This window comes from Halorubrum salsamenti (assembly GCF_007671685.1).
GTDB lineage: Archaea > Halobacteriota > Halobacteria > Halobacteriales > Haloferacaceae > Halorubrum > Halorubrum salsamenti.
Genome location: NZ_VCNL01000002.1, coordinates 362,794 through 388,331 on the forward strand (window position 1 = coordinate 362,794; position 25,538 = coordinate 388,331).

The following is a 25,538-nucleotide window of genomic DNA, read 5'->3' on the forward strand; positions in this document are numbered from 1 at the left end:
TGTGGCAGAATAGTCATTTAATTCTATCCATTAAATGATGGTTTGTCTAGCCTCAATTGCTGTGTTGGGTGAGGCAGTAGAGGAGTCCTTTGACTTCGACGGCTTCGACGTCAGGGGCTTTGATGGCGGCTTGGCCTTTGCCGTATATTTGGGGGTCTTGTTCGTAGCCGCGGGGGATGGAGGGGACTTTGGTGATGACTTCTTTGCGGAGGCCGAGGAAGATGTTGGTGTTGGTTTGTTTGAGGATGTCGCCGTCGATGTCTTCGGGGGTTTGGGTGATTATGAAGAGGCCGAGTTTATCTTTGCGGCCTTGTTTGACGGCGTCACGAGCGCGGTTGATGATTGTATGTCGTCTCTAATTCACTTTCACCCTGGTTGACTGGCATTTAATAGCCGTCCGATTACACGTAGTCACATACTTTCAGGCCCGTGATTTGGTAGCACGCTCGGCTGAACAAGTACCCTCCACGATACACTGAGAATGTTGACACTCACGCACATCGCTGATACGCACCTTGGCCATCGACAGTACGGGTTGAAACAACGCGAGGACGACATGGTATCGACCACGCGTGCTGCGTTCCAAGAGATGATTGAGGAGCGCGGGACGGATGCGATTCTATTACCGGGTGACCTGTTCCACTCGCGGGATCTGCGGCCGAAGATCCTGCATCAGATCGAACAGGAACTCGAACGGATTCCTGATGAGGTGCCGGTGTTAGTCTCGCGTGGCAACCACGATGAAAATCTGACGCCGCGTGACGTGACGTGGTTGAATTACCTGCATCAGCGCGGACACATCGTGTTCTTGCAGGCCGAACTGAATGCGGATCCCGAGACAGCGTGGTTCAATCCGTACGATCCGGAAGAGCCGGGGCAGTCTGCAGGGTTTTATGATATTGATGTCGCGGGCGTAGACGGGCCGATTCGCGTGTTCGGCCTGCAGTGGCGCGGTGCGAAGACAGACCAGGCGCTCCAGCAAGTGGCGAAGGGGATCAAGGAGACGAATGAGATGCATGGGGAACCGGCGTGGACTGTGTTGCTGGCGCATTTTGGGATGGAAGATGAGGTGCCGACGCTCGGCGGGACAGTAACCCACGGCGAACTGCGGGACGTGAAAGAGGTGGTGGATTACCTGGCGCTTGGGCACATTCACAAGCGGTACGAGTCGGGCGAGTGGATATACAATCCTGGGTCACCGGAAGCGCATAACACGCGGGAAGGGCGACCTGAGTGGGAGCACGGCTACTACTCGGTCGCGCTTGACGTCGGAGGCTCCAGGGCTGGTGGTGACGCGGTTGGGTTCGACGTGGAGCATCATCTGACGAAGCGACGGCCGTACTACCGGATTGAATTCGACGTGACGGCGCATGAGTCACCCGGTGATCTCGAAACCGCGTTTCAGGAGCATGTTCGGGATGAGCAGGCTGCGATGACAGAGTACTGCAGTCAGGACGAGTTCACGGCACAAGGCGAGCCGCGAGAACCGATTATCGATCTTCGGTTCACCGGCACGTTGCAGTTTAGCCGTGGAGATTTCCGAACCGATGAACTTGCGGCGTGGGTGGAAGACACGTGCGACGCGTTGTACGTACAGGTGAATACAGGGATTCGGACGGCGAACGTACAGCAACTTCTCTCGGAGATCGACGAGGACGAGGTGTTCAAAGATGGGCAGCTGAACACGGCTGCGTTAGAACACCGTGTCTTCGAGACGATTGCGAAGGAATCGATCTACGATGATCATGCAGGCGATGTCGCTGACGTGTTAGGGAACGCGCATCAGATGGCGCAGGCTGACGAAGCCGTTGAGGATATTCGTGACTCGGTGAGTTCGGCGCGCCAGGAGTTGTTCCCGGACTTGGCGGATGACGTGGTGCTGGATATCGAGGAAGACCCGTTCGCCGATGCCGAAACGGACGAAGAGGCGTCCGGTGACACGACGGGCGGCGACGAAGCAGACGTCGAGACGGAGGCAGGAGAGGTGGTAGAACAATGAGAATCACGGAAGTTGCGTTGGAAGACATCAAGTCGTATGAGGATCGGACTGTCGTACCGATCGAAGGCGGCGTGACGGCAATTCTCGGTGAGAATGGCGCGGGGAAATCGACGATTCAGGAGGCCATCGGTTTCGCGTTATTCGACTCGCTCCCGTTCAACAACAAGGAATTCATACGGGAAGGCGCGAGTTCGGGAACTGTCGAAGTCACGTTCGAGCAGGACACGCCAAGTGGGACGGAACGGTACCGAGTTGTTCGCTCGGTCGGCCGGTCGAAGTACGGCGTGCACCGGTATGACCCCGATGCTGACGAGTGGATCGATCAGGATATCGATTCGAAGAAACAGTTGGTGGAGTGGTTGTGCGTACGCTTCGATGTTGAAGATGGAGATGAACTTAGCAGTCTCTGGAGTTCCAGCATTGGGGTACCCCAAACGCGATTCCTGTCGGACTTCTCGCAGACGCCTCGGAATCGCACGGCGACGTTCGATGCGCTCCTGAATCTGGATGCGTATGAGGAGTCGTGGGAGACGCTCAAGGATGTCCCGGACGCGATCGAGAGTCAGCAGCAGGATCTCCGCAGGGATATTGATACGCTCACCGGCGAGGTACAGGGGCTGCCGGATGAGCGAGCGGAAGCGGAGTCGTTGGCCGATGACGTTGCGACAATTGAAGCGCAAATCGAACGGAAAACCGGCGAATTGACGGAGAAAGAGTCGGAGTACGAGAATCTGGAAGCCGTTGAAGAGGATATCGACCGCCTGGACCAGGAAGCTGACTCACTGGAAGGGGAGATCGATTCGACTAAAGACAGTTTGGAGACGGCGAAGGAGGAACTCGCGGCTGCCGAAGAGGCAAAGGAGAAGTGCGAGGCGAACCGTGAGGGGTACAGCCGGTACAAGGAAGCGCGCGAACGACAGGACGAGTTAGAGGAACAGAAGGCCGAACGGGACGCTCTCGTTGAGGATCGAGACGAACAGGAAGATACGATCCAGGCGATCGAATTTGAGGTCGAACAGCTGGAAGAGGACTTGGAAGAACTGGAGGCTGCTCGGGAGACGTTGGAGGCACGTGAAGCGGAGAAGGAACGGTACGAGGAACTCGATGACCGTATTGAATCGCTGAAAGACCGCGAAGACGACGTAGAGGCGTTAGAGGAGGAAATCGAGCAGTTGGCCGAGAAGATCGAATCGAAGGAGAGCGAGATCGAGGCGAAAGAGGAGACGATTGCGGAGATAGAGGGCGAGTGGGAAGCGACGACGGATCCGGAAGCGCTCTCCGATGAGATCAACGACCGGGAGGCGAGCCGGAAGCAACTGGCGAGCGAACGGGAGCGGCTTGAAGAACAGCTGGACAGGTTGCGTGACGCGGATGCTGATGCGCCGTGCCCGACGTGTGACCGCCCGTTAGACGAGGATCACCGGTCGAAGACGATCGAACAGCGTGAAACCCGGATCGAGGAAATCGAGACGGAACGTGAGGAGCTCGCCGAGGAACTTGATGCATTGCGTGAGCGGCGGGACACCGCGAGAGAGATCAAGCAGCGCGTTGATAAGATCCCTGTTTATCGGGAGAAAATCGAGTCGTTGGAAGGTGAGATTGAAGACCTGCGCGCCGAGAAAGAAGAGACAGAGGCGGAGTTAGCGGACTTGAAAGACGAATTGGCAGAGCTCCCGGATCTCGAAACCGAGCGAGACGACTTGGAGGAGGCATACGACGAGTACCAGACTGCTGAATTCCGTGTAAAGGAGCATGCTGATGTCCCTGATGAGTTGGAGGCAAAACGGGCGGAACTAGAGGAAGAACAGTCGGCGCTGGCGGAGATCGAAGACGAGTTAGAGCAGTTCGAGGGCTTGGATGAGGAGTTGGAGGAAGTCCAGGAAACGCTGGAAGAGACGGAGTCGGCACATCAGACGTATATCAAGCACGAGCAGCAAGCCTCGCAAGTGGAGGAGCGGCAGGAGAGAGTCGAAGACCTGGAGAGCGAGCTTGCAGACCTCGAAACGAATCTCGAAGAGACGGAGGCAGAACTGGAGGAGACGAAAGCGTCGTTCGATGAAGAGCGATTCGAGACGCTGGAGTCAGACATCGAGGAGCTCAGGGAGGAACTGGCAGGTGATCGGCGGTCATTAGAGCATAAGGAGGAGAACCTGGAGGAGGTTCGTGAAACGATCGAGGAGTTAGAGGAGAAGCTAGAGGAGCGCCAGGAGAAACTCCAGCAGGTGAAGGAACTGAAATCGGACCAGCAGTTCGCCGACTGGGTACGGGAGAACGTCCGCGAGGCTGGGCCAAAGATGCGGGAGATCATCACCGACCGGATTGGTTCCCGGGCGAATGAGTTGTTCCGGTCGATTCGCGGCGCGTCGGCTGAGACGCTGGAGTGGACGAGCGACTACGAAATCGTCGTGCACGATGCTGATGTCCGGAAGTCGTTTTCGACCCTGAGTGGCGGGGAGAAGATGGCGGCTGCACTTGCGGTGCGACTGGCGATTCTCGAACAGTTAGCGTCTGTGGGGATCGCGTTCTTGGACGAACCGACGGCGAACCTTGACCGGCAAAAGAAACGGAATCTCGTCACTCAGCTCAAACAGCTGGATAGCTTCGAGCAACTCACGGTCATTAGTCACGACCAGACGTTCGATTCGATGACTGACTACACGATCACCATCGAGAAAGATCGGCAGACCTCGGAGGTGTCGGTCAATTAATGCCGATCGATAAACGCGGTGTTGCGTCTGAATTGGAGGCGAACGTTGATACGATTAAGACGTATCTCGAAGACGATACGGGGATCGTGGAGCGGTATCAAGACGCGTTTCAGCGGTTGCCCGATGAGTGGACGAGTGCTGAGATTCGGGCGTCGCTTCAGGACGCATCATACCCGGGGGCGTATCCGACGGACGAGTTTGATGACGTGGATAGTCTCATCGTTCCGTACCCTGAGAGTGACGGGTGGGAGAATCACGAGGAGGTCAACGAGTGGGCACGCGAGATTATTCATAACGTACCGGTGATGGCTGTCGATGGGTCACAACTCCCCCCGACAACGCAATTCAACGTCCCGCTCGCGTACATCCAAGCGGCATGGGCAGTCAACCACCATCACGCCGAGGGACGGCTTGACCGCGGCGTTGAGGGGCGACTCTTGACGCCTGACGAGGTCACACAAGAATCAGAAGACGGAGACTATCGGTTCGTTGATTCCCAACTCGTTGGACATCACCGGTTCGAACACGAAGGACAGCTACTCATCAACCAACTCTCGGAGTTAGCTGACGCGCGTGATGCAGGTGACATCGACAACACGCCGGTCGTGTTCTATGACGGGCCGTTGATCGCGTCGTTTGCGAATCCGTTGAAGCCAGAAACCCGAGAGCGGTACATCTCGACGCTAAGCCGAGTTATTGCAGCGAGTCAGCACCACGAGATCCCGCTGGTCGGGTACGTTGCCGGGTCGAGCGCGACTGAACTCGTGAAGATGACGCGACTCCTGTTACGTGAGGAGTTCGGGACGGATCGCGTTATTCCGGATGCGCACGTCTTGACGGAGTTGATGAGCCCGTGGGGTGACACGACGATCCCATTCATCTCGAAACGTGATGGGAGCATCGACGCGTTGCAGACAACGTACAACGGGCAAGCGTACGAATTCCGCGATGACATCTTGTTCTCGTACCTGAACGTGCCGCCAGGCGCTGGACTCGATCGAATCGAATTCCCCGGGTGGTTGTGCCGCAGTAACGGTCCCGATGGGTACGATTCGATGTACGAGTACACCGTCGACATTGTGCGGGCAGAAGCAGGCATCGGACGTGGCTATCCAGAAATCCTACAACAGGCCGACAGCGACGCTGTGTTAGACCATCAGGACCGTCAACAGTTCCAGCGCGTCGTCCAACGCTGGGCTGAATCGAACGACGTACCGCTGGAATGGGACGCCAAAGCACTAAGCAAGGAACTTCGACGACGATGATTCACCACCACACCCCACACGCACCAGCAGGATGCACCGCTCGACGACCAGACAACAGTACGGAGACGAAGCTATGACAGACACACCAACTAACGTAGACAGTCCGGATCTCGATTCGTGCGTTCGGATTGGCAGCATCGTGTCCTCGAACAGCCACTTGGATTACGTCGCCGAGGTGTACAAGGAACGAGACTGTGATCGTCCACCGGAACTGCACGAGCGCGAATTCGGGCAACCCGTCTTCATCAAGAAAACTGTCGACGGAACCGAGCACGCAGTCATGGGCGTGATTTATGACACGCAGTTAGTCGATCCTGACCAGGGACGAACCGGACCGCGATTAGCGCAGGACGACCAGGCCCAATTCACGCCGGGATACATCGAAGAGCGCACCACGCTCGCTGGCGTGGCGCTTCTCGGTACCGCAGAAATCGCCGAAGACGGGGGAATACAGGAGCCAACGCATCAAATGCCGCGGTGGACGTTAGAAGTCGAGGATACTGTCTTCCAGTGTCCTGATCAGGTCACGGTTTCCTTCCATACCGTCGACGATCAGATTCAGTTGGCGTACATGGATCGACTCTTAGACATTGCTGGTGACCTCGGGTCGGAGGTCATCGTCGCTTTGATTGGCCGGTTACGAGGGATGCTCCCGGATAACGATCCAAATCAGCGAGTACTAGATGTGGTTGAACAGAACGTGCAGTGGCAAGCGCGTGAACAGCGAGGGATGGTCTAATGGCTGATCGATCAGACGTGGTCGGAACCGTTGCTGGACCGGGTGACGATCCGAACGAATTCGTGTTCGTGACTCCGTCGGACAAGTCGATCAAGACGGGGGAGTTCATCACGTACACTGTCCCGGTTGAAGATGAGCCACGATCGGTGTTCGCTCGTGTGACAAACCGAGAACTGATTCGGGGGCTTCCTGAAGGGTTCCTTGCGGATCCAGAGGTCGGGCCGGAGACAGTTGCGGCGACACTCGGTGTGCCGACTGATGACACTGAATTGTACCGGTTGACAGCGACGGTCATCGGGTACTACGACACGAACATGACGACGTTCGCTAATCCTCGCCAGTTGCCTGACCCGGGGACGCCACTGTCGATTGCACCACACCAGCAACTTGAAACCGTGTTGCCGAACCTCGGCTGTGAAACTGACAGCACGGATGTCACAACACTTGACGGAGTGGCGCACATCGGATGGCTGTTGAATCGACCGGCAGAGGCGACAAATCTACACATTCCGATCGAAGAATTCGCTTCGACACACCTAGCGATTCTCGCATCAACCGGGAGCGGGAAATCCTACACGGCATCGGTCTTGATCGAGGAGATGATGCGTCCGACCTCGCGTGCATCACTGCTCGTGTTTGATCCGCACGGTGAGTACGACACGCTGGCAGAAATGCAGGGTGAAGAGGCCTTTCAGGGGGAGGATGGGTATGAACCAAGTATCGAGTATTACGACCCGGAGCGTCTTCGAGTTCGCATCTCTGAACTTGAGATTGGTGACGTGATGGCAATCTTGGACAACCCGAGTAATCGGATGCAAGAGCGGCTTTCGACGGCGTGGCGTGCGATGCAGAGACAAGAGAGTCGGACGTGGGGTATAGACGAACTCATTGCCGAAATGGAGCGGATCTACGGCGATGATGACGCGAGTGTCGGGGCATTAGAGTGGCGACTCCGACGATCGATTGAACGGAATGATCTCTTCCATCCCGAAGAAAACGTTCCGCTGGACGAGATTGTAGATCCGGGGCAGTGTACGGTGCTTCAGATGGATACGTTGGATCGGCGGGATCAGCAACTGATTACGACCGTTCTTCTGCGGCGAATGTATCGAGAGCGGCTCGGTGACGTGCGGGACCGGGATTCGGATATCGAGCATCCGATTTTCGCCTTGTTCGAAGAAGGGCACCGGTTTGCTCCGGCCTCAGGTGAGGCCCCATCGCTAGGGATCATGCGAACGATTACGTCTGAAGGTCGCAAGTTCGGATTCGGACTCGGGATTATCAGTCAACGTCCGTCAAAAATCGATCAAGATGTTCTGTCGCAGTGCGGAACGCAGATCTCGATGCAGATCAAGAATCCGAGTGACCAGGACGCGATCAAAAACTCCGTGGAGGCCGCTGGTGAAGACGTGCTTCGGGAGTTGCCCGGTTTAACCCCAGGGCAAGCGGTCGTGTCTGGTGATGCAATGAACACGCCGGCACTGATCCAGGTTCGGCAGCGACGCACATCGCACGGCGCTGGAAGTCGGCCAGTCATCGAGGAATGGCGCGAAGCATACGACGAACGGCAACGTGAACCGACACAATCCGAATCTGCGGATTTCGGGGAGGGTGACTCGACTGGCGTTCAGAGCCTCGATTAATGTGACCTGACTGTCGTGCTAACGTGACGAGGAGCCGGCGTGTGGGACGTGTGATTCCTGTGCGTTCCGGCTGGAGGCATTCCGAAACGCCGGATCACGCGACCGGATCACGTACGCAGAGCGGCCGGAATTCTCCTGAATCGCACGTTAATTACGCCGGAAAAGACGGAGACGCTGTCACCTGATCCAACGACCCGGTGTGGTTCTGGATTCTAGCCGCGGTGCGGTGCTACTGTCCGCCCCACCGGGTGCGTGTGCTGGCGAATGGGTCGTCTGGTTGTTCTGTTCGCGGTTTGTGTGTGATGTTGATGGCTTTGTATCCGCGATCGGTTTCTCGAATGTCGTATTGAAGATAGTCGTCTTCTTCTGGTGTGCGGCCGTCCACGTCGGTTCTATGAAAGAAGACGTCGTCGGGGACTTCGCTCGTTGAGATGAATCCGTAACTGTCCTGTGCGTTGTAGTGGGTGACGAACCCGACGTCGTTTCGCGCGACAAATGCGTCGTTCGTCTGGCGATTTTCCGATCTCGAATCAGAGTGTGTTGTCCTATGTTCAATCAGGGCTGTTGCTGAGTCGAACGTCGCATTACAGTCGGAACAGCGATGCTCGGTCTTCTCTGTGTTCGTTGTGTTGTGGCTTCGGTCGAGGTGTTTATCGAGAGCGTATTGGGAGTGGTATGTCCGAGAGCACTGGTCGCAGGAAAACTGTACTCCTGGGGGTTTGTCGGGACAGGAGGTGAGGTGCGACATGAGTTCACGATCTGTCCCAAACTGATTAGTACAAAACTCGCATTCGTACTCACCGTCCGAGGCCGGCTGGTCAGTACTTGTTTCTGAGGAGTCTGGAATGGGCGGTGTAGACTGTTTTTCGTCAGTAGAAGTGGTACTTTTGGTGGGCTGGGGTGTCTCGGTAGTACCAGTCCTATTGGTCCCAGGTGCGTTCAGACCTGAGTTGGAGAGGATACGCCCGATTGTTTGTTTCCGATCGGCGGGGAGTGTTTCACGGACTTCGCTCAGCACCCAGAGTATGCGTTCAACCGTCTCCGCGGGGACCTCAGCTTGTGGTGGGTCCGTGACCGATCGGGCGATTGCTCGGTGGCGCGACGCGTTCCCGCTTACAGGGACAAGTTCCTCAGTCAGTAACCCGATCAAAACGAGTGATTTCGGGACTTGCCGATCTGGAAGCGAATCGAGCACGACTTGAAAGCGTTCAGAGACTCCGTAATTACTCCCTCCAGAAATTTTGATCTGGCTTTCACCATCATATTGGAGAGACATCGCCGATTAGGTTTCCCTACGACAGTCAGTTGTATTATCATTTGGGAGGGGTCAGTTCTCAGTGGCGGTGTCTCCACTCACGATCTTAATTTGGACTAATTAGCATTGGGAACAGGACTGTCAGCTGGTGTTGTTAGGTGTAGATTGGTGGTCTTGTGGGTTTTCGGAGGAGAGCAACTGTAAAAGAAGGTTTCCCGGTCGTGTGAGTGGGCGTCGTCAAGTGAACCCCTGCTTCAGTCTCAACCTGATGGGAGTGAGAGGCTCTCTGTTGATTCCGTGTCATGGTGGTTTGTCGGGGCCATGCTGATTGCGGGGGGCGTCTCGCACGCGAAGTTCTCACTGGATTTGATCGGTCGAATCGAGCGATTCAGTCGGCTTGTTGTCTCCGCTCTTGCGGAAGCATAACTATTTGTCTGCTTACTGTTCTGCGTGTTCGCGTCGGGTCTGACTGGCACACACCACTATCCTATCAAATTCGTTAGTAAACTTCGCATTTGTTCGCTCTCCGGAAGAAACCCGAACCGATATCCTCGGAATCGACGGACTACGGAGGATTTCGCATTTCTTCTCTTATCGGAAATCGCACGATGGGGGGCGGGGGTACTTTCCGAACTTTACTACCGATTCGCTGGGTATCCGTGAGTGAACCCGTCAGGGTGTGAAACCATCATGCGATTGAAACCATTAGACAAGGAAGTTCGCGTCTTCATGGCACCTTCCGAACTCCAAACATATCTTCAGTCTTGCCAGCGTCGGATAGCCATCGGTGCCCGAATCGAAGCACGAACATCGGCGCGGCGAGGCATCGTTGTCGGACTCGAACGTCGGGACTTTTTCATCCCGGATCACCCGGACGTTGACCTCGCGTTCGTACGACTGCGGGAGACAAAAGACCCGACCGAGGGAGAGAACGCGCTCAACGGTCAAGTCCGGATCTCTTGGGTTCCCTGGTCGCTGTACGAGGATATTCAACAGTACTGCGACGACGAGGGGATCGGTCCGGACGAGGAGATCATAGACATCGGGTACAGGCAATACGGGAACCTCATCGAGGACGCGGCAAAAGACGCGGCCGTTGCGACGGGCAACTCCGACTACGAACACATCCGCTCGCACGACTTCCGCGCGTTCTATGCGACGCACATGATTCGGAGACTCGGCGTGGATAAACACGTCGTCATGGAGATGGGCGGGTGGGGTAGTGAGAAGGCGATTGAACCGTATCTCGCCTCGTCGTTACCTAGGGATCTTCAAGATTCGCTGGTCCGTGCTGGTGCGGTCGAAAAGGATGTCGGGACTCCGCAGCGGCAGGACGCGCTCGGGGAGATTCTCGAACGCTTGACAAAAATAGAGACCGCGTTGGAGTTGGATACGGTCGTTGACGACGTGGGCGAAATCTCGTTGAGTGAGGTGCGGAAGCTAAAACAGACCGCAGAGGGTCTCGATGAGAACTCGGAAGCGGACGAGACGAAGCCCAGTTCACTGAACGAGTTCATGGGCGTGATGTCGCCTGCCGGCGTGGCGTGCTACGGAGCACTCATCGGCGCTCACCGGTCGGTGACACGGGCGAGTGTTGAGCGACGAGCCATGGCGACCGACCCAGTCGCGCTGTCACCGACGCTTGGAGCAGCGGTCTATTCGATGGCGCTACTGCTACTGTTCCTCGCCACGATGACGGCCTCCGGGTCCGTTGAGTCGATCGATATCGTCGCGGTAGCATTCGGGGCCGTGATCGGATCGGGACAGTTCGACTTCGACACACCGGCAGGTCAGGAGTTTCAGACGAGATTTAAATCGTAGCTGCGGTGGACGGGCGGTCCCGTTGAATCATCATACAGATCCGAACCCGAACGATCAGCAGGCGACCCGCACGTCAGTCAAGAGCGCCGGCGAAGCCGTACGTGATGAACTACCGGGACTCACGCCCGAACAAGGTGTCGTGGCCGGAGACGTGATGAACACGCCGGTCCTGGTGAACGTCCCGGAACGTCACACCGAATACGGTGCCGATAGCCCCGAAGTGACCAAAGCGCGGGAACCAGCGTGCGACCGAAGTGAGAGCGAACCAACGAGCGTGACGCTCGCATACGATAATAACGACATGAACGAAACCCCGCCGTGACTAGCGTACAAACTCGTCGTCTAGGATCATAAGATCAGTTCCGGCCAAAATCAATCCACAGCCCTGCAAGACGAAAACTCATGACTTCGGCCGTCGCCACTACTGTCTTTTAGATATCAAGCGTTAGAGCGAAATTAGCGAACTTGGCAGCCGTCCCGGCGGTCGTCGTGAGCTCCACGATGTCAGCGTCATCGTACCCGTGTGCTCGCAGTTCAGCGACATCCGCGTCAGTCACGTCGGCAGGTGATTCGACGCTTTTACGAGCGAATTCAATTGCGACGCGCTCGTCCTCCGGGAGCTCGTCCTTGCGGGCGTCGAAGTCAGCAGCGATAGCGAAGCGGTCTGCGTCCACGTCTTCGATGGCGGCACTCGTAGTGTGCCACGCGATACAGATCGCCGCTCCGCGTTCGTGGGCTACAACGGCACCTAAGAGCTCCTTGAATCCACGACTGAGATTCCCGCCTTCGAACACTTGGCCTTCTTCAGCCCACCAGTTCTTGAACGTCTCGGGATGCTGTGCAAGCACCCCCGTGAACGCGAATCCCCACTCGCCCTCCGTGTCGTACTTCTCAGGAACGTCGTTCTCGTCTAACGCACCCAGGATCGCCTCGGCACGCTCCATATTTGCCTGCGCGGCATCCGGTGCGTCCTTGAGTATTTCTTGGACGGTTTCTGGTGGTTTCGGCGTGACGCGGGGTCCGACTTCGTCAACTGTTTCTGAACTCATCACCGGATATAACGCGGTAACAGTAACTACCGTTCCGGCCACGCCAACAGTTCTCACTACCTATTAGATACTCACGCATCGGAATTCGACGGAGCCGGCCTAGAGACACGCTAAGCAACGAGAACACCTGATATCTCATGCATGAAATTGCAGCAATATTTTCAATAGAGCCTTTACCGCGGAACTGTCACAATCAGAGCACATTCGATGCCCGTCCTGGATGATCTCTCCGGATTCGAGTTCGAGGACGTGATGGAGGACGTCTTCCGGAATCTCGGGTACGAGAACGTTCGGCAGGCGGAACGGACGGCCGACGAGGGGCGCGACGTCCTGATGGAAGAGGTCGTTGACGGGACTCGGCGCGGTGTCGTCGTCGAGTGTAAGCACACGGGAACCGTCGGGCGGCCGGTCGTGCAGAAACTGCACTCGGCGATTGCGACGTTCGAGTTCGACGGGCCGAAACGCGGGATGGTGGCGACGACCGGTCGGTTCACCGGTCCGGCTATCGAGTACGCCGAGCGGCTGCAGCGGAACGACGACCCGTATCCGATCGAGCTGATCGACGGTGCGGACCTGCGCGAGATCGCCGACGAGATCGGACTGGACCTGTACAACGGCCGGATCGAAATCCTGTGCGACGAAACGCTCCGACCGTACGATCCGGCGACGTCGGTGGCGGCACCCGTCGAGGAAGCGTTCCACGACATCGACAACATCGAGTCGGCGGACCTTCCCGCACCGCATTCCCACGTTACATTCCGACCGGTGGTCGCCGTGACGGCGGACACGAACGCGGTCTTCGAGACGTCGGTCGGCGTGATTCACCGGGTCAACGATCGGTCCCGGTTCGTCGTTCACGCCGAACGTGGCCAACCTAGAACCGCGTCCGGTGACGTCTCGAACCTCGTGGTGGAGAACCTTCACGCGACCGTCGATCTCGAAGCGGATCGGTTCGAAGATCAGTTCGATGTAGTCGAAGAGCGGCGGTTCGGGCAGACGCAGACCGAGTACAAAGACTGGGCCGTAGACCGGATCAGAAAACGCCACACGACGACGGTCTCCTACACGGGAGACAACAACGTCACGTACACGAAAACGTGCGAACCGAAGCGCTCCGACGTCTCAGTACAGTCGATCGAACCGGTGTACCTCCCGCAGGTACGGCAAACGACTGAACTGCAGGAATACGCGTACCCGTACGAGTACTTCGCAGCCGGACCGTCACGCGTCACGACCGAAGACGGAATCCATCAGTGCGTTCACTGCGATACAGCTGGGGACGACACGACTTACACGTACTGCGCGAACTGCGGGAGTATCAACTGCGACTCGCATATCAAGACCGAGCGGTTGGAGGGCACTCCCGTCTGTACCGGCTGCGCGGTGACCGAGCGGTTCGCGTTCAAAACGAAGTACTTCTACGACGCGGAGAACCGGGACGCGTTCCGCGAGGAGTACGCATCGATGCCGTTCTACGAGAAAGCGATGGAAAACACGCCGCTCGCCCTCGGCACAGTCGTTCTAACCGTGCTCGTCTTACTCGGACTGTTCGCTAGCGGCGGCGGCATCTAACGCTATCCTAGACACGATCGCTGCTGACTCTCAATCTTCCCAATTGCGACCGCTGGAGTGTGTCACGCCTCTTTGTTCCGATCCGGTAGATTCGGTATCACTACCAACACCAGTTTCGGCCACTGAACAACGAGCTCCTGACAACAACTACAGTTATACGACCTTCCCTCACTACTGACGCCACCCCATGGAGGAGTGTAAATACTGCAGTAGGAGACAGGTGGTCCCCGTGCTTGACGAGGAGACAGAACAGCTGTCCCGGCCCGGGAACAAATTCCGTAGATTCTGTCTTGCCTGCGGGCGTTGGCTACCGATGTGTTCCGCGAAATACTTTCGAAGCCATCCCGATCCCCATGTTCTCCCGATCGGAGAAACTGAGATAATTCCGATCTCTGAATCGGAAGAAACGGAACCCCATCCAGTATTGGATCTTCCCGATAGAGATGCCGACAGTAGTGATACGTCCCGACTGGCTGATGGTGGACACAGAGCAGCTCAGGACCGTGAGTTACGGAACGAGATACTCCTCGAATGTGTTTTTGATCTGGTTCTTGAGGGAATTGTAGACAGAGAGCCAGCGATCCGGTACCTGTCTCAGCAGTTCAGAGAGTAGATCGAGAGCCGTTCTTCGATAGCGGCTGATCTCATCGTTTCACATCTGGAGTCGATTCCCGCAGTGTGTTCGTGTACTGGCCTCTGACCGGTCGTGGCCTCGATTTTGGAGCGGCTGTGCTGTATCCGCGATCGATCTCACAGACACTCGTCGCTATCTCCTCTCGATCCGGCATACCGACCCATGGAATCCTTCGAACCGCACTTGCCCAAAGGACAATCATCTGGGTATTTTATATACATATAGCCGTAATAGGGTATCTGAAGCAGGCGAAATCACGGTTTCGGCGGTGGTTAGTTGGGATGATCTCGGAGAGCGCCCGGCGGAACATTGAGGCCTCTCACGGCAATGACCTGGGTTCGAATCCCAGCCGGAGCATCTCACTTCGACGCTTTCTCCCGGCTTTTCATCGCGAGTAGGACCTGAAAGCGTCAGGTCCGATATCGTCCTGTCACGCGAACGCGTAGAGCCGTCGAGAGGGGTTCGATCGGCTCGTAGTTCCGCCGTGGTCGATCAGCCCTGTGGCCGCAAGCGACGAGTGCCACGTAACCGTCTGCGTCGATCGTCGTCTGAACAAATATCAATTTCAAATATAAAGAAGTATTTTTATAATTTGGGCCAACAGAGGAATCCAGACCGTCCAACGACGAGACACAGCAGTGATCTGCGGCCGTACACGGGAGATGGTGTCGACGACGAAGCAGAATATAAAGTATATAAATGAACTAGATTTGTTAATTTTAAGTATGAACTATACGGTCAGTGTCTTAAATACATAAATAAAGTACCATGGACAGCGTACCCGTAGATCGTGGAGTATACCCAGAACGCGCAGAAGTATATCTGAGCAGATAACATACAGAAATGCACAGATATAGTATGTTTTTGGAGTCGATGAAATCTCGCCGTTCAACCGACGCCGGCTGATCGCTTCCCGGCAGTGACCTGATCAGCGCCCGGTCCGCTGCCGTCGCCGCGAGTGCGAGGAGTTCCACCCCGGCAGCGGTCTGAAACCACGTCGTCCCGATCCGCGGGTGACGCTCATCGGCGCTCAGTCCGCGTCGCCCTCGGAGCCGAACACGCCCTCCCTCGCGAGTTCGTCGATCTCCTCCTCGGAGTAGCCGAGCTCACGGAACACGTCGCGGTTGTGCTCGCCCAGCGTCGGCGGCGCGCGGTCGAACCCGCTCTCCGCGCCCTCGTAGCGCAGCGGGTGTTCGATCACCGGGATCTCGCCGAGCTCCGGGTGTTCGATCTCGGTCACGGTCCCGCGCGCGTCGATCTGCGGGTTGTGCAGCGCCTCCTCGACCTCGTACACCGGCCCCGCGGGGACGCCGGCGTCCTCGGCGATGATCTCGATCCACTCGTCGGTCGTGTGTTCAGCGAGCGTCTCCTCGATCTCGGCCTCCAGCTCGTCGAGGTGCTCGACCCGGTCGGCGTTCATCTCGAACCGGTCGTCCTCGGGGAGGTCAGGCCGATCGAGCGCCTCGCACAGCTCGCCCCACAGCTTCTCGTTGAGGATGCAGACGTTGATGAACCCGTCTTTCGTCTCGAACGTCTGATACGGGGCGAGGACGGGGTCTTTCGTCCCCATGCGTTTGGTCTCCTCGCCGGCGAACACCATTCCGGCCTGCTTGGTGAGCCACGGCAACGTCGCTTCGAGCATCCCGAGATCGATGTACTCGCCTTCGCCCGTCCGCTCTCGGCGGTACAGCGCCGTCATCGTCCCGAACGCGGCCCACATGGCCGTGATGAGGTCCGTCATCGGCAATCCGACTTTGACCGGCTGGCGGCCCTCCTCTCCGGTGACACTCATGATCCCGCTCATCCCCTGAATCAGGAGATCGTACCCCGAGCGCTCGCGCCACGGTCCGGTCTGGCCGAACGCGGAGATCGCGAGGTACACCAGGTCGTCGTTGTACTCGGCGAGCGTCTCGTGGTCGACGTCGAGCCGCTCGGCGGTTCCGGGGCGGAAGTTCTGGATAAACACGTCTGTCTCCTCGACGAGCTCGTACAGCGCCTCCTTGGCCTCCGGATTCTTCAGGTCGAGTTCGAGGCTCTTCTTCCCGTAGTTCAGCGACCAGTAGTACGGCGATTCGCCCTTGATGAACGGGGGTCCGGAGTGACGAACGGCGTCACCGTAGCCCGGTTGTTCGATCTTGACGACCTCCGCGCCCTGGTTCGCGAGCATCGCCGAACAGAAGCCGCCGGTGACGAACGTGGAAAGGTCCAAGACGGTCACTCCGTCGAGTATCTTTCCGGTGTCAGTCATGCTCGGCTCCCCGTAACGATCGCGTGTGTCGCGTATTCCTGTATCATGAACTTCGTGGACGCCCGCAGATCCGGATGGCCGTCGGTCGCGGAACCGGAGCCACGGTCTGTCGTGTCGTCGCCCGTGCGACGCACGTTGTCTTACCAGATAGTAAAACTACCGGCGAGCGTAGCCGGCGATCCGCTGGTTCGTTGCCAAAACATCAGATCCGGATATTGTTTCCGTATTTGGTAGTTATCGGATGTACGGGAGAGAGTGACGCACTCGCGAAACGCGCCGAGCGTCCGTGGATCGACGTGGCCCCGACTCACTCCTCGCCGTCGGTTTCGGCTTCCACCGTGCAGCCGCAACCGCCTCGCCGGATCAGTTCCCCGACCGGCGCGTCGGCCCCGCAGTTCGGGCAGACGGCACGCACATCGACGAGTACGTCGTAATCTCCGCGGTCCAACTCGTCCGCGTTCGCGAGCGACGACATGGCGGACTCGGCGACCGCCGACACCCGTCCCTGAAGCTTCTCGATGGTCTCGACCTTCCGATCGGCCATGTCGTCGTCCGCCGCCGGGAGGCTCGCCTCGCGCTCCTGCGTGAGGTACGTGTGGATCGCCTGGTGGGTGACGAAGTCGCCGGTCAGCTCGTCGACATCGACGCCCTCGCGTTCGAGACGGCGACTCGCCCGCGTCGACGACGACCCGGACTCGCCGCGGAGGGCCTCGTACGTACTCGATACGTCGACGCTGAGCGACGAGACGCTGGCCTCCCGGAGGGCAGCCTCCAGTACCGCCTCGTTGAACTCGTCGGCGAGATCCCGCAGGCTCGTCCGCTCGCCCGCCTCGCCGGTCCACGCGGCCTCCAAGTTCGCGCCCATGCCATCGAGGTCGTACTTCCGGATCACCCGTGCGACCTTCGTGTTCGCTCCACTCGCTTCGGTGGTCATACCCGGACTTCGACCCCAAGCGTGACAAAAACATCGGTGTACCGACCCATCGATCCGGTGTCCCGACCTCGCGGATCTGCGGAGCGCAGTCGACCGAACACCCCCCGGCGAGGGGTGTCCGTCACCGGAGCGGTCCGGGAGTCACGGTCCCGCAAGGGAACGGTGGACTGCTTGATCACGGCTCACAAATACAACAGAATCCATATAGATCTCACATAAGAATTGTGATGTTTTAGGCGGAGTGTCCGTTTACTCACCGATCGCGTCCGACGCGCCGCCGCCACACGGCTCCGGACAGACGGAGACACCGATCGTTCGCGGGCTCTCGTACCTGCGTCGGAGACGATCTCACCGCCGGAGCGGGCGCGTCGACGGGAGGGCCGTCTCTGGATAGTGTTCCACCCTTCAGTACGCTTATTATCCCCTCTCCGAAAGACGAACCACATGGCTGCTCACGAGGCGATGACGGAGCCTGCAGACTACCCGGACCCAGCGACGACAGATCACGTCACGTACAATCCCTCGTTCGCGGAGCTGCGCGAGCTGTCGGCGGACGACGAGGTGACGACGGAGTACGAGTCACCGTCGTACGTGAGCGAACACCGGTCGCGGAGCGCAGAGGCGACGGCGAACGCCGTCGACGACGACTTCGACGACGCGGATTACGACGTGTTCGCGCGCGGCGTCGAGTGGGTCAACGACTCGGACAACGACGTGGTCTGCGTCGACCGGGTCGTCGGTCGGCACCCGGAGACCTCGTACGTCTGTCGGCTGTATCTCCCCGCGGAGTACGGTCGGATCGCGCTCTCGTGGGCGAAGCTCCTCGAACCCGCTCACGGCCGGCCGGCGGACTTCGTCACGGTGCAGTTGCCCGACGCGACAGCCGATCCGCGGATCCGGGTCCACCCGGACGCGGGAATCACGACGGTTCTCGGCAGCGACTACACCGGCGAGGCGAAGAAGTCGTTCCTCCGGCTGTTCATGCACCGCGCGAAACGGCAGGGCGGGTTAGGCCTCCACGCGGGAAGCAAGCGCGTCACGCTCGCCGGCGGAGACGGCACCCGCGACGTGGGACAGCTCTTCCTCGGGCTCTCCGGGACGGGGAAGTCGACGCTGACCAGCCACGGCCTCTGGCTCGACGACCCGGAGGGCGTCGAGATGATCCAAGACGACGTCTGTGCGCTCCTCCCCTCGGGAACGGTCGCCGGGAGCGAGGGCGGCGGCCTCTACGTGAAGACGATCGGACTCGACGCGTCGGAACAGCCGGAACTGCACAGCGCCGCGACGGACAAGAGCGCCGTCCTGGAGAACGTCGCCGTCGACGAGGACGGGACGGTCCGCTTCGACGAGCCCCGCTACGGACGCAACGCGCGTGCGACCATCCGCCGGGACCGACTAGAGAGCTCGGCAGACGACATCGACCTGGATCGCGTCGATCAGGTGTTCTTTATCACCCGGAACCCGCTCATGCCGCCGATCGCGCGCCTCGACCACGAGCAGGCCGCGGTCGCGTTCATGCTCGGGGAGTCGGTCGAGACGAGCGCGGGCGACCCCTCGCGGGTGGGCGAGCCGATCCGGGTCGTCGGTACCAACCCGTTCATCGTCGGCTCCGAGGGCGAAGAGGGGAACCGGTTCCGCGACCTCATCGCCGACCTCGACGTCGAGAGCTACGTCATCAACACGGGCGCAGTGGGGACCGACGATCCGATCGACGTCGGCGTCGAGGAGACCGTCGCCGTGCTGGAGGGAGCGGCCCGGGACCGCGTCGAGTGGGAGCGCGACGACGACCTCGGACTGACCGTCCCGAGCGACGTTCCGGGGATCGACATCGACCGGTTCGCCGTCGCCGACCGCGTCGCCGACTTCGAGACGGCTCGGGACGCGCTCCGCGAGGACCGCCGCGAGTACCTCGACCGGTTCGACGACCTCGACGACGAGATCCGCGACGCGATGTACTAGCGGGGCGATTCGGAGCGAGTCGAGGCGAGTCGGAGCGAGTCGAGGCGAGTCGGAGCCATATCGAGCGCGACGAGGCTCGTCGCGGGAGTCAGTCGGCACCGTGTCGCAGCGTGCGGCCGCAGTTTCGACAGACGAGCGAGCCGTGATCTCTCGCGACCGTCTCTCCGCATCGGGGGCATATCGAACGCATACGCGGGTAGTGGTTCGACGGACACATAACTCTTGCTCGTCGATCGTCGATTAGCGTCACGCTTACTACGTCTAGTCACGACGCGTCGGACGACGGGGTCACGGTGAGCACCCGTAGAAAGCACTTCACCTCACCGTCGACGACGCTCCCTCGGCGATCCTCGACGAAACGTTCGACGCGCTCGCGGCCCGCGACGTGCCGGCGCTCCCCCTCTGGGAGGGACGCCGTCCCGACCGCCGAGCACGCGACGCGGTACTCCGCCGCGTCGAGCGGTCTCGCTCCATGGTCGAGGCCGCGTCCGGGCGTACAACACGATAGTCGGGCCACGTGATTCCGATTTTTCGTTCTGCCATCCAGAACACTTAACACCGATGTGTGTGTTTATCAGTCAGCATGGACGCCAAACATCCGGTGCGAACCACCGAGAAAACCCTCGCGCTGGTCGAGGAGCTGATGGACCGCGGGCCGTGCGGAGTGACGGAGCTGGCAGACGGGCTAGAGATGGGGAAGAGCGCGGTGCACAACCACCTGACGACGCTCCAGAAGCACGGGTACGTGTTGAAGACCGGCGACGAGTATCAGCTCGGTCTGAAATTCCTCGAGGTCGGCGGCTCCACCCGAAAGTCGATGGAGTTCTATCAGGTGGCCGAGCCGGAGGTGAAGTCGCTCGCGAACGAGACCGGGGAACTCGCGAACCTGCTCGTCGAGGAGCAGGGGATGGGCGTGTACCTGATGCGATCGAAGGGCGAGGAGGCCGTCGACCTCGACACCTACGCCGGGCTCCGGACCCACCTCCACACCACCGCGCTCGGAAAAGCGATCCTCGCGCATCTACCCGAGTCCCGCGTCGAGGAGATCATCGAGCGGCGCGGCTTAGAGCGGAAGACCCCTCGCAGCGTCGGCTCCCGCGAGGAGCTGTTTGAGGCGCTAGAAGGCGTTCGCGACCGCGGATACGCGATCGACGACGGCGAGCGGCTCGAAGGGCTGCGCTGTATCGCCGCCCCGGTCAAGGACTCCTCAGACGAGGTCCTCGGCGCGATCAGCGTGTCGGCGCCCGCTAGCCGCGTCAGCGACGAAGACCTCCACGGGAAACTCCCCGAACGGGTGCTCAGCGCGGCCAACGTCGTCGAACTGAACATCAACTACTGACTTCCGTTCCTCTATACAGAACGGCTTTTCTGACGGGACTCGAGCGTCGATATGAGAGGTATTGCGCTCAATACGCCGTTTTCGACCGAATTAGGTCAGTTCCCGCGATGAGAATCACAGCCATACTTTTGTAATGCGGATCGACGTCCCCCTCTTCGCTTTCTGTTCTATTTTTCAGAATGTCGAATCCGCGCCCCGGAAGTCGCTCGCGCCCCGAAAGTCGCTCGCGGGGCAGACGGGGCCGGTGACCGGTTCAGTAGTTGTCGTAGACGGTCTTCTCGATCGTGTAGAACTCCAGTCCCGCGTCGCCCTGTTCGCGCCAGGTCTCCGACGAGGAGTCCTTGAATCCGCCGAACGGCACGTGGAGTTCGAGCCCGGTCGTCTTCTCGTTGACCTTCACGACGCCGGCCTCCGACTCGTCGATGAACCGCTTGGCCTCGGTGTGGTCGTCGGTGACCACGCTGGCCGAGAGCCCGTACTCCACGTCGTTGGCGACGTGAAGCCCCTCCTCGTAGTCGCTCACCTTGATGACGGCGACGACCGGGCCGAACACCTCCTCACAGGCGATCGTGTCGTCGTTGTCGACGTCGGTCAGGACGGTCGGCTCGACGAAGTGGCCGGTCTCGACCGCGTCGCCGGTCGGCTTCCCGCCGCCCGCCTCGACTGTCGCCCCCTCGTCGCGGGCGATGTCGATGTACTCGAGCGTCGACTCCAGCTCGTCGGCGCTGACCTGCGGTCCCATCTCGTGGTCGAGCCCCGGACCGATGTCGATGGCCTCGGCCGCGTCGACGAGTTCGTCGACGAACTCGTCGTACACGTCCTCGTGGACGACGGCGCGGGAACACGCCGTACACGACTGGCCGGTCGTCCCGAAGCCGCCGCTCGCGACGATCTCGGCGGCCTCCGCGGGATCCGCGGAGTCGGTGACCAGCGTGGGGTTCTTCCCGCCCATCTCGGTCTGGACCCGCTTGCCGGCGTCCGTGGCCTGATCGTAGACCATCTCGCCGACCTTTCCGCTCCCGGTGAAGGAGACCGCGTCCGTGCCGTCGTTCGTGATGAACTCGTTGCCGACCGAGCTGCCCGGTCCCGTCACGACGTTGAGCACGCCGTTCGGGAGCCCGGCTTCCGCCAACGCCTCCGCGATCGCGAGGACGACGCCCGGGGCGGCGCTCGCGGGCTTGATGACCACGGTGTTGCCCGCCGCGAGCGCGGGGGCGAGCTTCCACGCCGGGATGGCGATGGGGTAGTTCCACGGCGTGATCAGCGCCGCGACGCCGACCGGCTCCTTGCGCGTGTAGAGCGTCGTGTCGGGGCTGCTCGACCCCTTGACCGTCCCGCCGAGGTCGGACGCCTTCCCGGCGAAGTAGTGGAAGATGTCGATCGCGCGCTGTACCTCACCGGCCGCCTCGGGACGGGCCTTCCCCTCCTCCTCGACGAGCATCGCGGTGAGCTCGTCTTTCCGATCGGCGAGGACCGACCCCGCCTGCCGGAGGATCCGACCGCGCTCCGGACCGGGCGTGGTCGCCCACTCGTCCTGTGCGTCGGCCGCCGCCTCGACCGCTTCGGCGGCGTCGGCCGCACTGGACTGCTGGTAGCTCGCTATCGTCTCGTCGGGAGCCGCGGGGTTGTGAACCTCGAACGTCTCTCCCGTCTCCGAGGAGACCCACTCTCCGCCGACGTAGTTCCGATTGGGCTCTGTCACGTGCGCCCGTTCGCGGCCGACCCATACTATTCTTACGGTTTCAGCGATACGCGAGGAGCGATCGGAACCCGAGAGTGTCGTCCGCCACCCGCCGAACCGCGCCGTCCAATACACTTTTGCAGATAGCTGCGAACGTCGAGCCATGTCAGCCGCCGACTACCTCGAGAGCGTCAGGGACCGGGACTGGGAGCAGTTGGAGTCGGGGACGCTCCGGATCGCGATGATCAGCCTCGGGTGGTGGACCCGCGAGCAGGCGATCCCCGCGGTCGACGACTCGAAGTTCTGCGAGACCACCGTCCTCGTCAGCCGGAGCCGCGAGAAGGCGTCCGCGGCCGCCGACGAGATTCCGACCGTCGACGCCGCGCTCACCTACGAGGAGTTCACGGACGGGGAAGCGACCGACGAGTACGACGCAGTGTACGTCTGCACGCCGAACGCGCTCCACCTCCCGTACGCGGAGGCCGCCGCCGAACACGGGAAGGCCGTCCTCTGTGAGAAGCCGATGGAGTCGACCCGCGAGCGCGCCGAACGGCTGGTCGAGGCCACCGAGGAGGTGCCGCTGATGGTCGCCTACCGGATGCAGACCGACCCGCAGGTCCGCCGGATGCGCGAGCTGATCGCGGAGGGCGCCATCGGCGAACCCGTGGCCGTCCACGGTAGCATGAGCCAGCGGATGTTGGAGACGGTCTCCGGCGACCCCGACCAGTGGCGACTCGATCCGGATCTCGTCGGGTACGGCGCGAGCGTGATGGATCTGGGCATCTACCCGCTCAACACCGCGCGGTTCGTCCTCGACGCCGACCCCGTCAGCGCGACCGCTCAGATGCGGTCCGCGGACGAGGCGTTCCGTGACGTGCCGGACCAGCACGCCGCCTTCACGGTCCGGTTCGACGACGGGACCCAGGCGGCCTGCACGGCGAGCCAACACGCCGCGTACACGGGCCACTTCCGGGTCGTCGGCACCGACGGCGAGCTCGCTCTCGAACCGACCTTCCTCGGCCAGTCCGAACAGACGCTGACGCTCCACAGGGACGGCCGGCGCTTAGCGATCGGCGACGACCGGCGGGACGTGACGAAAGACGAGATGACCGAGGAGTTCGACTACTTCGCCGATCGCGTACTCCGAGAGGCGCCGATCCGCCCCGACGGTGACCACGCCTTGGTCGACATGCGCGCCCTCGAAGCGATCTACGACGCGGCCGAGACCGGGAGCACGGTTTCGGTGTGAGACGACTGAAGCCGACGCCTCGGTCCCGCAGCCGAACTGCGGGGCGGGACCCTATCCACAAGCTTTAGTATCGGGTTCGGGGATGTACAGACGCCAATGGTCGATCACGACAAGCTCCGCGACCCGAACGCGGAGTACACCATGCGGGACCTCTCGGCGGAGACGATGGACATCACGAATTCGCGGGGCGGTGTCCGTGACGCCGAGATTACGGACGTACAGACGACGATGGTCGACGGCAACTACCCGTGGATCCTCGTCCGCGTCTACACTGACGCGGGCGTCGTCGGCACCGGCGAGTCCTACTGGGGCGGCGGCGACACCGCCATCATCGAGCGCATGAAGCCGTTCCTCGTCGGGGAGAACCCCCTCGACATCGACCGGCTGTACGAGCACCTCGTCCAGAAGATGTCGGGCGAGGGCTCGATCTCGGGGAAGGTCATCTCCGCCATCTCCGGCATCGAGATCGCGCTCCACGACGCCGCCGGGAAGCTCCTCGACGTGCCCGCCTACCAGCTCGTCGGCGGGAAGTACCGCGACGAGGTCCGCGTGTACTGCGACCTCCACACCGAGAACGAGGCCGACCCGCAGGCCTGCGCCGCCGAGGCCGAACGCGTCGTCGAGAACTTCGGCTACGACGCCATCAAGTTCGACCTCGACGTGCCGTCCGGCCACGAGAAGGACCGCGCGAACCGCCACCTCCGTAACCCCGAGATCGACCACAAGGTCGACATCGTCGAGGCGACCACGGAGGCCGTCGGCGACGAGGCCGACGTGGCCTTCGACTGCCACTGGTCGTTCACCGGCGGCTCCGCGAAGCGCCTCGCTGAGGCTCTCGAGGAGTACGACGTGTGGTGGCTCGAAGACCCCGTTCCGCCGGAGAACCACGAGGTGCAAGAGGAGGTGACGAAGTCCACGACGACGCCGATCGCCGTCGGCGAGAACGTCTACCGGAAGCACGGCCAGCGGACCCTCCTCGAACCGCAGGCGGTCGACATCGTCGCGCCGGACCTTCCGCGCGTCGGCGGGATGCGCGAGACCCGCAAGATCGCGGATCTAGCGGACATGTACTACATCCCGGTGGCGATGCACAACGTCTCCTCGCCGATCGGCACGATGGCGTCCGCGCACGTCGGCGCGGCCATCCCGAACTCGCTCGCGCTGGAGTACCACTCCTACGAGCTCGGCTGGTGGGAGGACCTGGTCGAAGAGGACAATCTCATCGAGGAGGGCCGCATGGAGATCCCGGAGGAACCGGGTCTCGGCCTGACGCTGAACCTCGACGCCGTCGAGGAGCACATGGTCGAAGGCGAGACGTTGTTCGATCCGGCGTAAGCCGGAGTTAAGCGCGGAACTCTCCGATTTCCGTAGTTCGACGAAGCGCAGGACGGCGGAACCGAAGGAGTGCGGGGGGCTCCCCGGTCCGGCAGCCCCGTTGGCGGT

The 25,538-nt window shown here is 60.4% G+C and carries 18 protein-coding genes and 1 pseudogene; 13 read left to right on the forward strand and 6 right to left on the reverse strand.

Annotated features, from left to right (window positions below; translation table 11 throughout):
* Nucleotides 1-61: 61 nt before the first annotated feature.
* From FGL94_RS06430 to FGL94_RS06460, 7 genes and pseudogenes are all read left to right on the forward strand, one after another.
* On the forward strand, nucleotides 62-379 hold the full coding sequence (locus FGL94_RS06430) for a hypothetical protein (protein ID WP_144922343.1): 318 nt from the start codon (nucleotides 62-64) through the stop codon (nucleotides 377-379).
* Between the two features lie 102 nt (nucleotides 380-481).
* Nucleotides 482-1,999 (forward strand): metallophosphoesterase family protein, encoded by a 1,518-nt coding sequence (locus tag FGL94_RS06435; RefSeq protein ID WP_144922346.1) that lies wholly within the window; start codon nucleotides 482-484, stop codon nucleotides 1,997-1,999.
* Entirely contained in the window at nucleotides 1,996-4,707 is a 2,712-nt protein-coding gene (locus FGL94_RS06440; RefSeq protein WP_144922349.1) for an AAA family ATPase, read from the forward strand. The genes FGL94_RS06435 and FGL94_RS06440 overlap by 4 nt, the downstream gene beginning before the upstream one ends.
* Entirely contained in the window at nucleotides 4,707-5,972 is a 1,266-nt protein-coding gene (locus tag FGL94_RS06445; RefSeq protein ID WP_144922353.1) for a DNA double-strand break repair nuclease NurA, read from the forward strand. Before FGL94_RS06440 ends, FGL94_RS06445 begins: the two co-directional genes overlap by 1 nt.
* A 73-nt stretch (nucleotides 5,973-6,045) precedes the next feature.
* A complete protein-coding gene (locus tag FGL94_RS06450) occupies nucleotides 6,046-6,711 on the forward strand; it encodes a hypothetical protein (RefSeq protein ID WP_144922356.1) in 666 nt (221 codons plus the stop codon).
* On the forward strand, nucleotides 6,711-8,354 hold the full coding sequence (locus FGL94_RS06455; RefSeq protein WP_144922359.1) for an ATP-binding protein: 1,644 nt from the start codon (nucleotides 6,711-6,713) through the stop codon (nucleotides 8,352-8,354). Before FGL94_RS06450 ends, FGL94_RS06455 begins: the two co-directional genes overlap by 1 nt.
* A 22-nt stretch (nucleotides 8,355-8,376) precedes the next feature.
* Nucleotides 8,377-8,493 (forward strand): annotated as a pseudogene (locus FGL94_RS06460) (7-cyano-7-deazaguanine synthase QueC); the annotation flags it as partial.
* A 90-nt stretch (nucleotides 8,494-8,583) separates the two neighbouring features.
* On the opposite strand, the gene FGL94_RS18875 reads toward FGL94_RS06460, so the two are convergent.
* A complete protein-coding gene (locus FGL94_RS18875) occupies nucleotides 8,584-9,630 on the reverse strand; it encodes a C2H2-type zinc finger protein (RefSeq protein ID WP_144922362.1) in 1,047 nt (348 codons plus the stop codon).
* A 708-nt stretch (nucleotides 9,631-10,338) separates the two neighbouring features.
* Here FGL94_RS18875 and FGL94_RS06470 point away from each other — a divergent pair.
* Complete coding sequence (locus FGL94_RS06470; protein ID WP_186313349.1) at nucleotides 10,339-11,430, forward strand: site-specific integrase; 1,092 nt, start codon at nucleotides 10,339-10,341, stop codon at nucleotides 11,428-11,430.
* A gap of 431 nt (nucleotides 11,431-11,861) precedes the next feature.
* On the opposite strand, the gene FGL94_RS06480 is transcribed toward FGL94_RS06470, so the two are convergent.
* Nucleotides 11,862-12,479, reverse strand: a complete 618-nt coding sequence (locus FGL94_RS06480) for a carboxymuconolactone decarboxylase family protein (protein ID WP_144922368.1) — start codon at nucleotides 12,477-12,479, stop codon at nucleotides 11,862-11,864.
* A 207-nt stretch (nucleotides 12,480-12,686) separates the two neighbouring features.
* Between FGL94_RS06480 and FGL94_RS06485 the strand changes: the two genes are divergently transcribed.
* Entirely contained in the window at nucleotides 12,687-14,051 is a 1,365-nt protein-coding gene (locus tag FGL94_RS06485; RefSeq protein WP_144922371.1) for a restriction endonuclease, read from the forward strand.
* Between the two features lie 1,664 nt (nucleotides 14,052-15,715).
* On the opposite strand, the gene FGL94_RS06490 is transcribed toward FGL94_RS06485, so the two are convergent.
* Nucleotides 15,716-16,933, reverse strand: coding sequence for a CaiB/BaiF CoA transferase family protein (locus tag FGL94_RS06490; protein ID WP_144922376.1), 1,218 nt, complete (start codon nucleotides 16,931-16,933; stop codon nucleotides 15,716-15,718).
* 307 nt (nucleotides 16,934-17,240) lie between these two features.
* Nucleotides 17,241-17,867 (reverse strand): rod-determining factor RdfA, encoded by a 627-nt coding sequence (rdfA, locus tag FGL94_RS06495; protein ID WP_144922379.1) that lies wholly within the window; start codon nucleotides 17,865-17,867, stop codon nucleotides 17,241-17,243.
* A gap of 444 nt (nucleotides 17,868-18,311) precedes the next feature.
* On the opposite strand from rdfA, the gene FGL94_RS06500 reads away from it, so the two are divergent.
* Nucleotides 18,312-19,826, forward strand: coding sequence for a phosphoenolpyruvate carboxykinase (ATP) (locus FGL94_RS06500; RefSeq protein ID WP_206664913.1), 1,515 nt, complete (start codon nucleotides 18,312-18,314; stop codon nucleotides 19,824-19,826).
* A gap of 265 nt (nucleotides 19,827-20,091) precedes the next feature.
* Here the strand turns inward: FGL94_RS06500 and FGL94_RS06505 are convergent, their stop codons facing one another.
* Nucleotides 20,092-20,343 carry a hypothetical protein gene (locus tag FGL94_RS06505; RefSeq protein ID WP_144922382.1) on the reverse strand — a complete coding sequence of 84 codons (252 nt, stop codon included), beginning with the start codon at nucleotides 20,341-20,343 and terminating at the stop codon, nucleotides 20,092-20,094.
* A 66-nt stretch (nucleotides 20,344-20,409) separates the two neighbouring features.
* On the opposite strand from FGL94_RS06505, the gene xacR reads away from it, so the two are divergent.
* Nucleotides 20,410-21,165, forward strand: a complete 756-nt coding sequence (gene xacR, locus FGL94_RS06510; RefSeq protein ID WP_144922385.1) for an HTH-type transcriptional regulator XacR — start codon at nucleotides 20,410-20,412, stop codon at nucleotides 21,163-21,165.
* 253 nt (nucleotides 21,166-21,418) lie between these two features.
* Here xacR and xacF read toward each other — a convergent pair whose 3' ends face one another.
* Nucleotides 21,419-22,867 (reverse strand): 2,5-dioxovalerate dehydrogenase, encoded by a 1,449-nt coding sequence (gene xacF, locus FGL94_RS06515; protein WP_144922388.1) that lies wholly within the window; start codon nucleotides 22,865-22,867, stop codon nucleotides 21,419-21,421.
* Nucleotides 22,868-23,009: 142 nt separating this feature from the next.
* On the opposite strand from xacF, the gene gfo6 reads away from it, so the two are divergent.
* Complete coding sequence (gene gfo6, locus FGL94_RS06520) at nucleotides 23,010-24,095, forward strand: D-xylose 1-dehydrogenase Gfo6 (protein WP_144922391.1); 1,086 nt, start codon at nucleotides 23,010-23,012, stop codon at nucleotides 24,093-24,095.
* A 96-nt stretch (nucleotides 24,096-24,191) separates the two neighbouring features.
* Nucleotides 24,192-25,430 (forward strand): mandelate racemase/muconate lactonizing enzyme family protein, encoded by a 1,239-nt coding sequence (locus FGL94_RS06525; RefSeq protein WP_144922393.1) that lies wholly within the window; start codon nucleotides 24,192-24,194, stop codon nucleotides 25,428-25,430.
* Nucleotides 25,431-25,538: the final 108 nt, after the last annotated feature.

Excerpts from the sequence above, each read along its gene's own strand:
- FGL94_RS06435 (WP_144922346.1), top strand. The coding sequence starts at position 482 with ATGTTGACACTCACGCACATCGCTGATACGCACCTTGGCCATCGACAG.
- FGL94_RS06440 (WP_144922349.1), top strand. The coding sequence starts at position 1,996 with ATGAGAATCACGGAAGTTGCGTTGGAAGACATCAAGTCGTATGAGGAT.
- FGL94_RS06445 (WP_144922353.1), top strand. The coding sequence starts at position 4,707 with ATGCCGATCGATAAACGCGGTGTTGCGTCTGAATTGGAGGCGAACGTT.
- FGL94_RS06450 (WP_144922356.1), top strand. The coding sequence starts at position 6,046 with ATGACAGACACACCAACTAACGTAGACAGTCCGGATCTCGATTCGTGC.
- FGL94_RS06455 (WP_144922359.1), top strand. The coding sequence starts at position 6,711 with ATGGCTGATCGATCAGACGTGGTCGGAACCGTTGCTGGACCGGGTGAC.
- FGL94_RS18875 (WP_144922362.1), bottom strand. The coding sequence starts at position 9,630 with ATGTCTCTCCAATATGATGGTGAAAGCCAGATCAAAATTTCTGGAGGG.
- FGL94_RS06470 (WP_186313349.1), top strand. The coding sequence starts at position 10,339 with ATGGCACCTTCCGAACTCCAAACATATCTTCAGTCTTGCCAGCGTCGG.
- FGL94_RS06480 (WP_144922368.1), bottom strand. The coding sequence starts at position 12,479 with ATGAGTTCAGAAACAGTTGACGAAGTCGGACCCCGCGTCACGCCGAAA.
- FGL94_RS06485 (WP_144922371.1), top strand. The coding sequence starts at position 12,687 with ATGCCCGTCCTGGATGATCTCTCCGGATTCGAGTTCGAGGACGTGATG.
- FGL94_RS06490 (WP_144922376.1), bottom strand. The coding sequence starts at position 16,933 with ATGACTGACACCGGAAAGATACTCGACGGAGTGACCGTCTTGGACCTT.
- rdfA (WP_144922379.1), bottom strand. The coding sequence starts at position 17,867 with ATGACCACCGAAGCGAGTGGAGCGAACACGAAGGTCGCACGGGTGATC.
- FGL94_RS06500 (WP_206664913.1), top strand. The coding sequence starts at position 18,312 with ATGGCTGCTCACGAGGCGATGACGGAGCCTGCAGACTACCCGGACCCA.
- xacR (WP_144922385.1), top strand. The coding sequence starts at position 20,410 with ATGGACGCCAAACATCCGGTGCGAACCACCGAGAAAACCCTCGCGCTG.
- gfo6 (WP_144922391.1), top strand. The coding sequence starts at position 23,010 with ATGTCAGCCGCCGACTACCTCGAGAGCGTCAGGGACCGGGACTGGGAG.
- FGL94_RS06525 (WP_144922393.1), top strand. The coding sequence starts at position 24,192 with ATGGTCGATCACGACAAGCTCCGCGACCCGAACGCGGAGTACACCATG.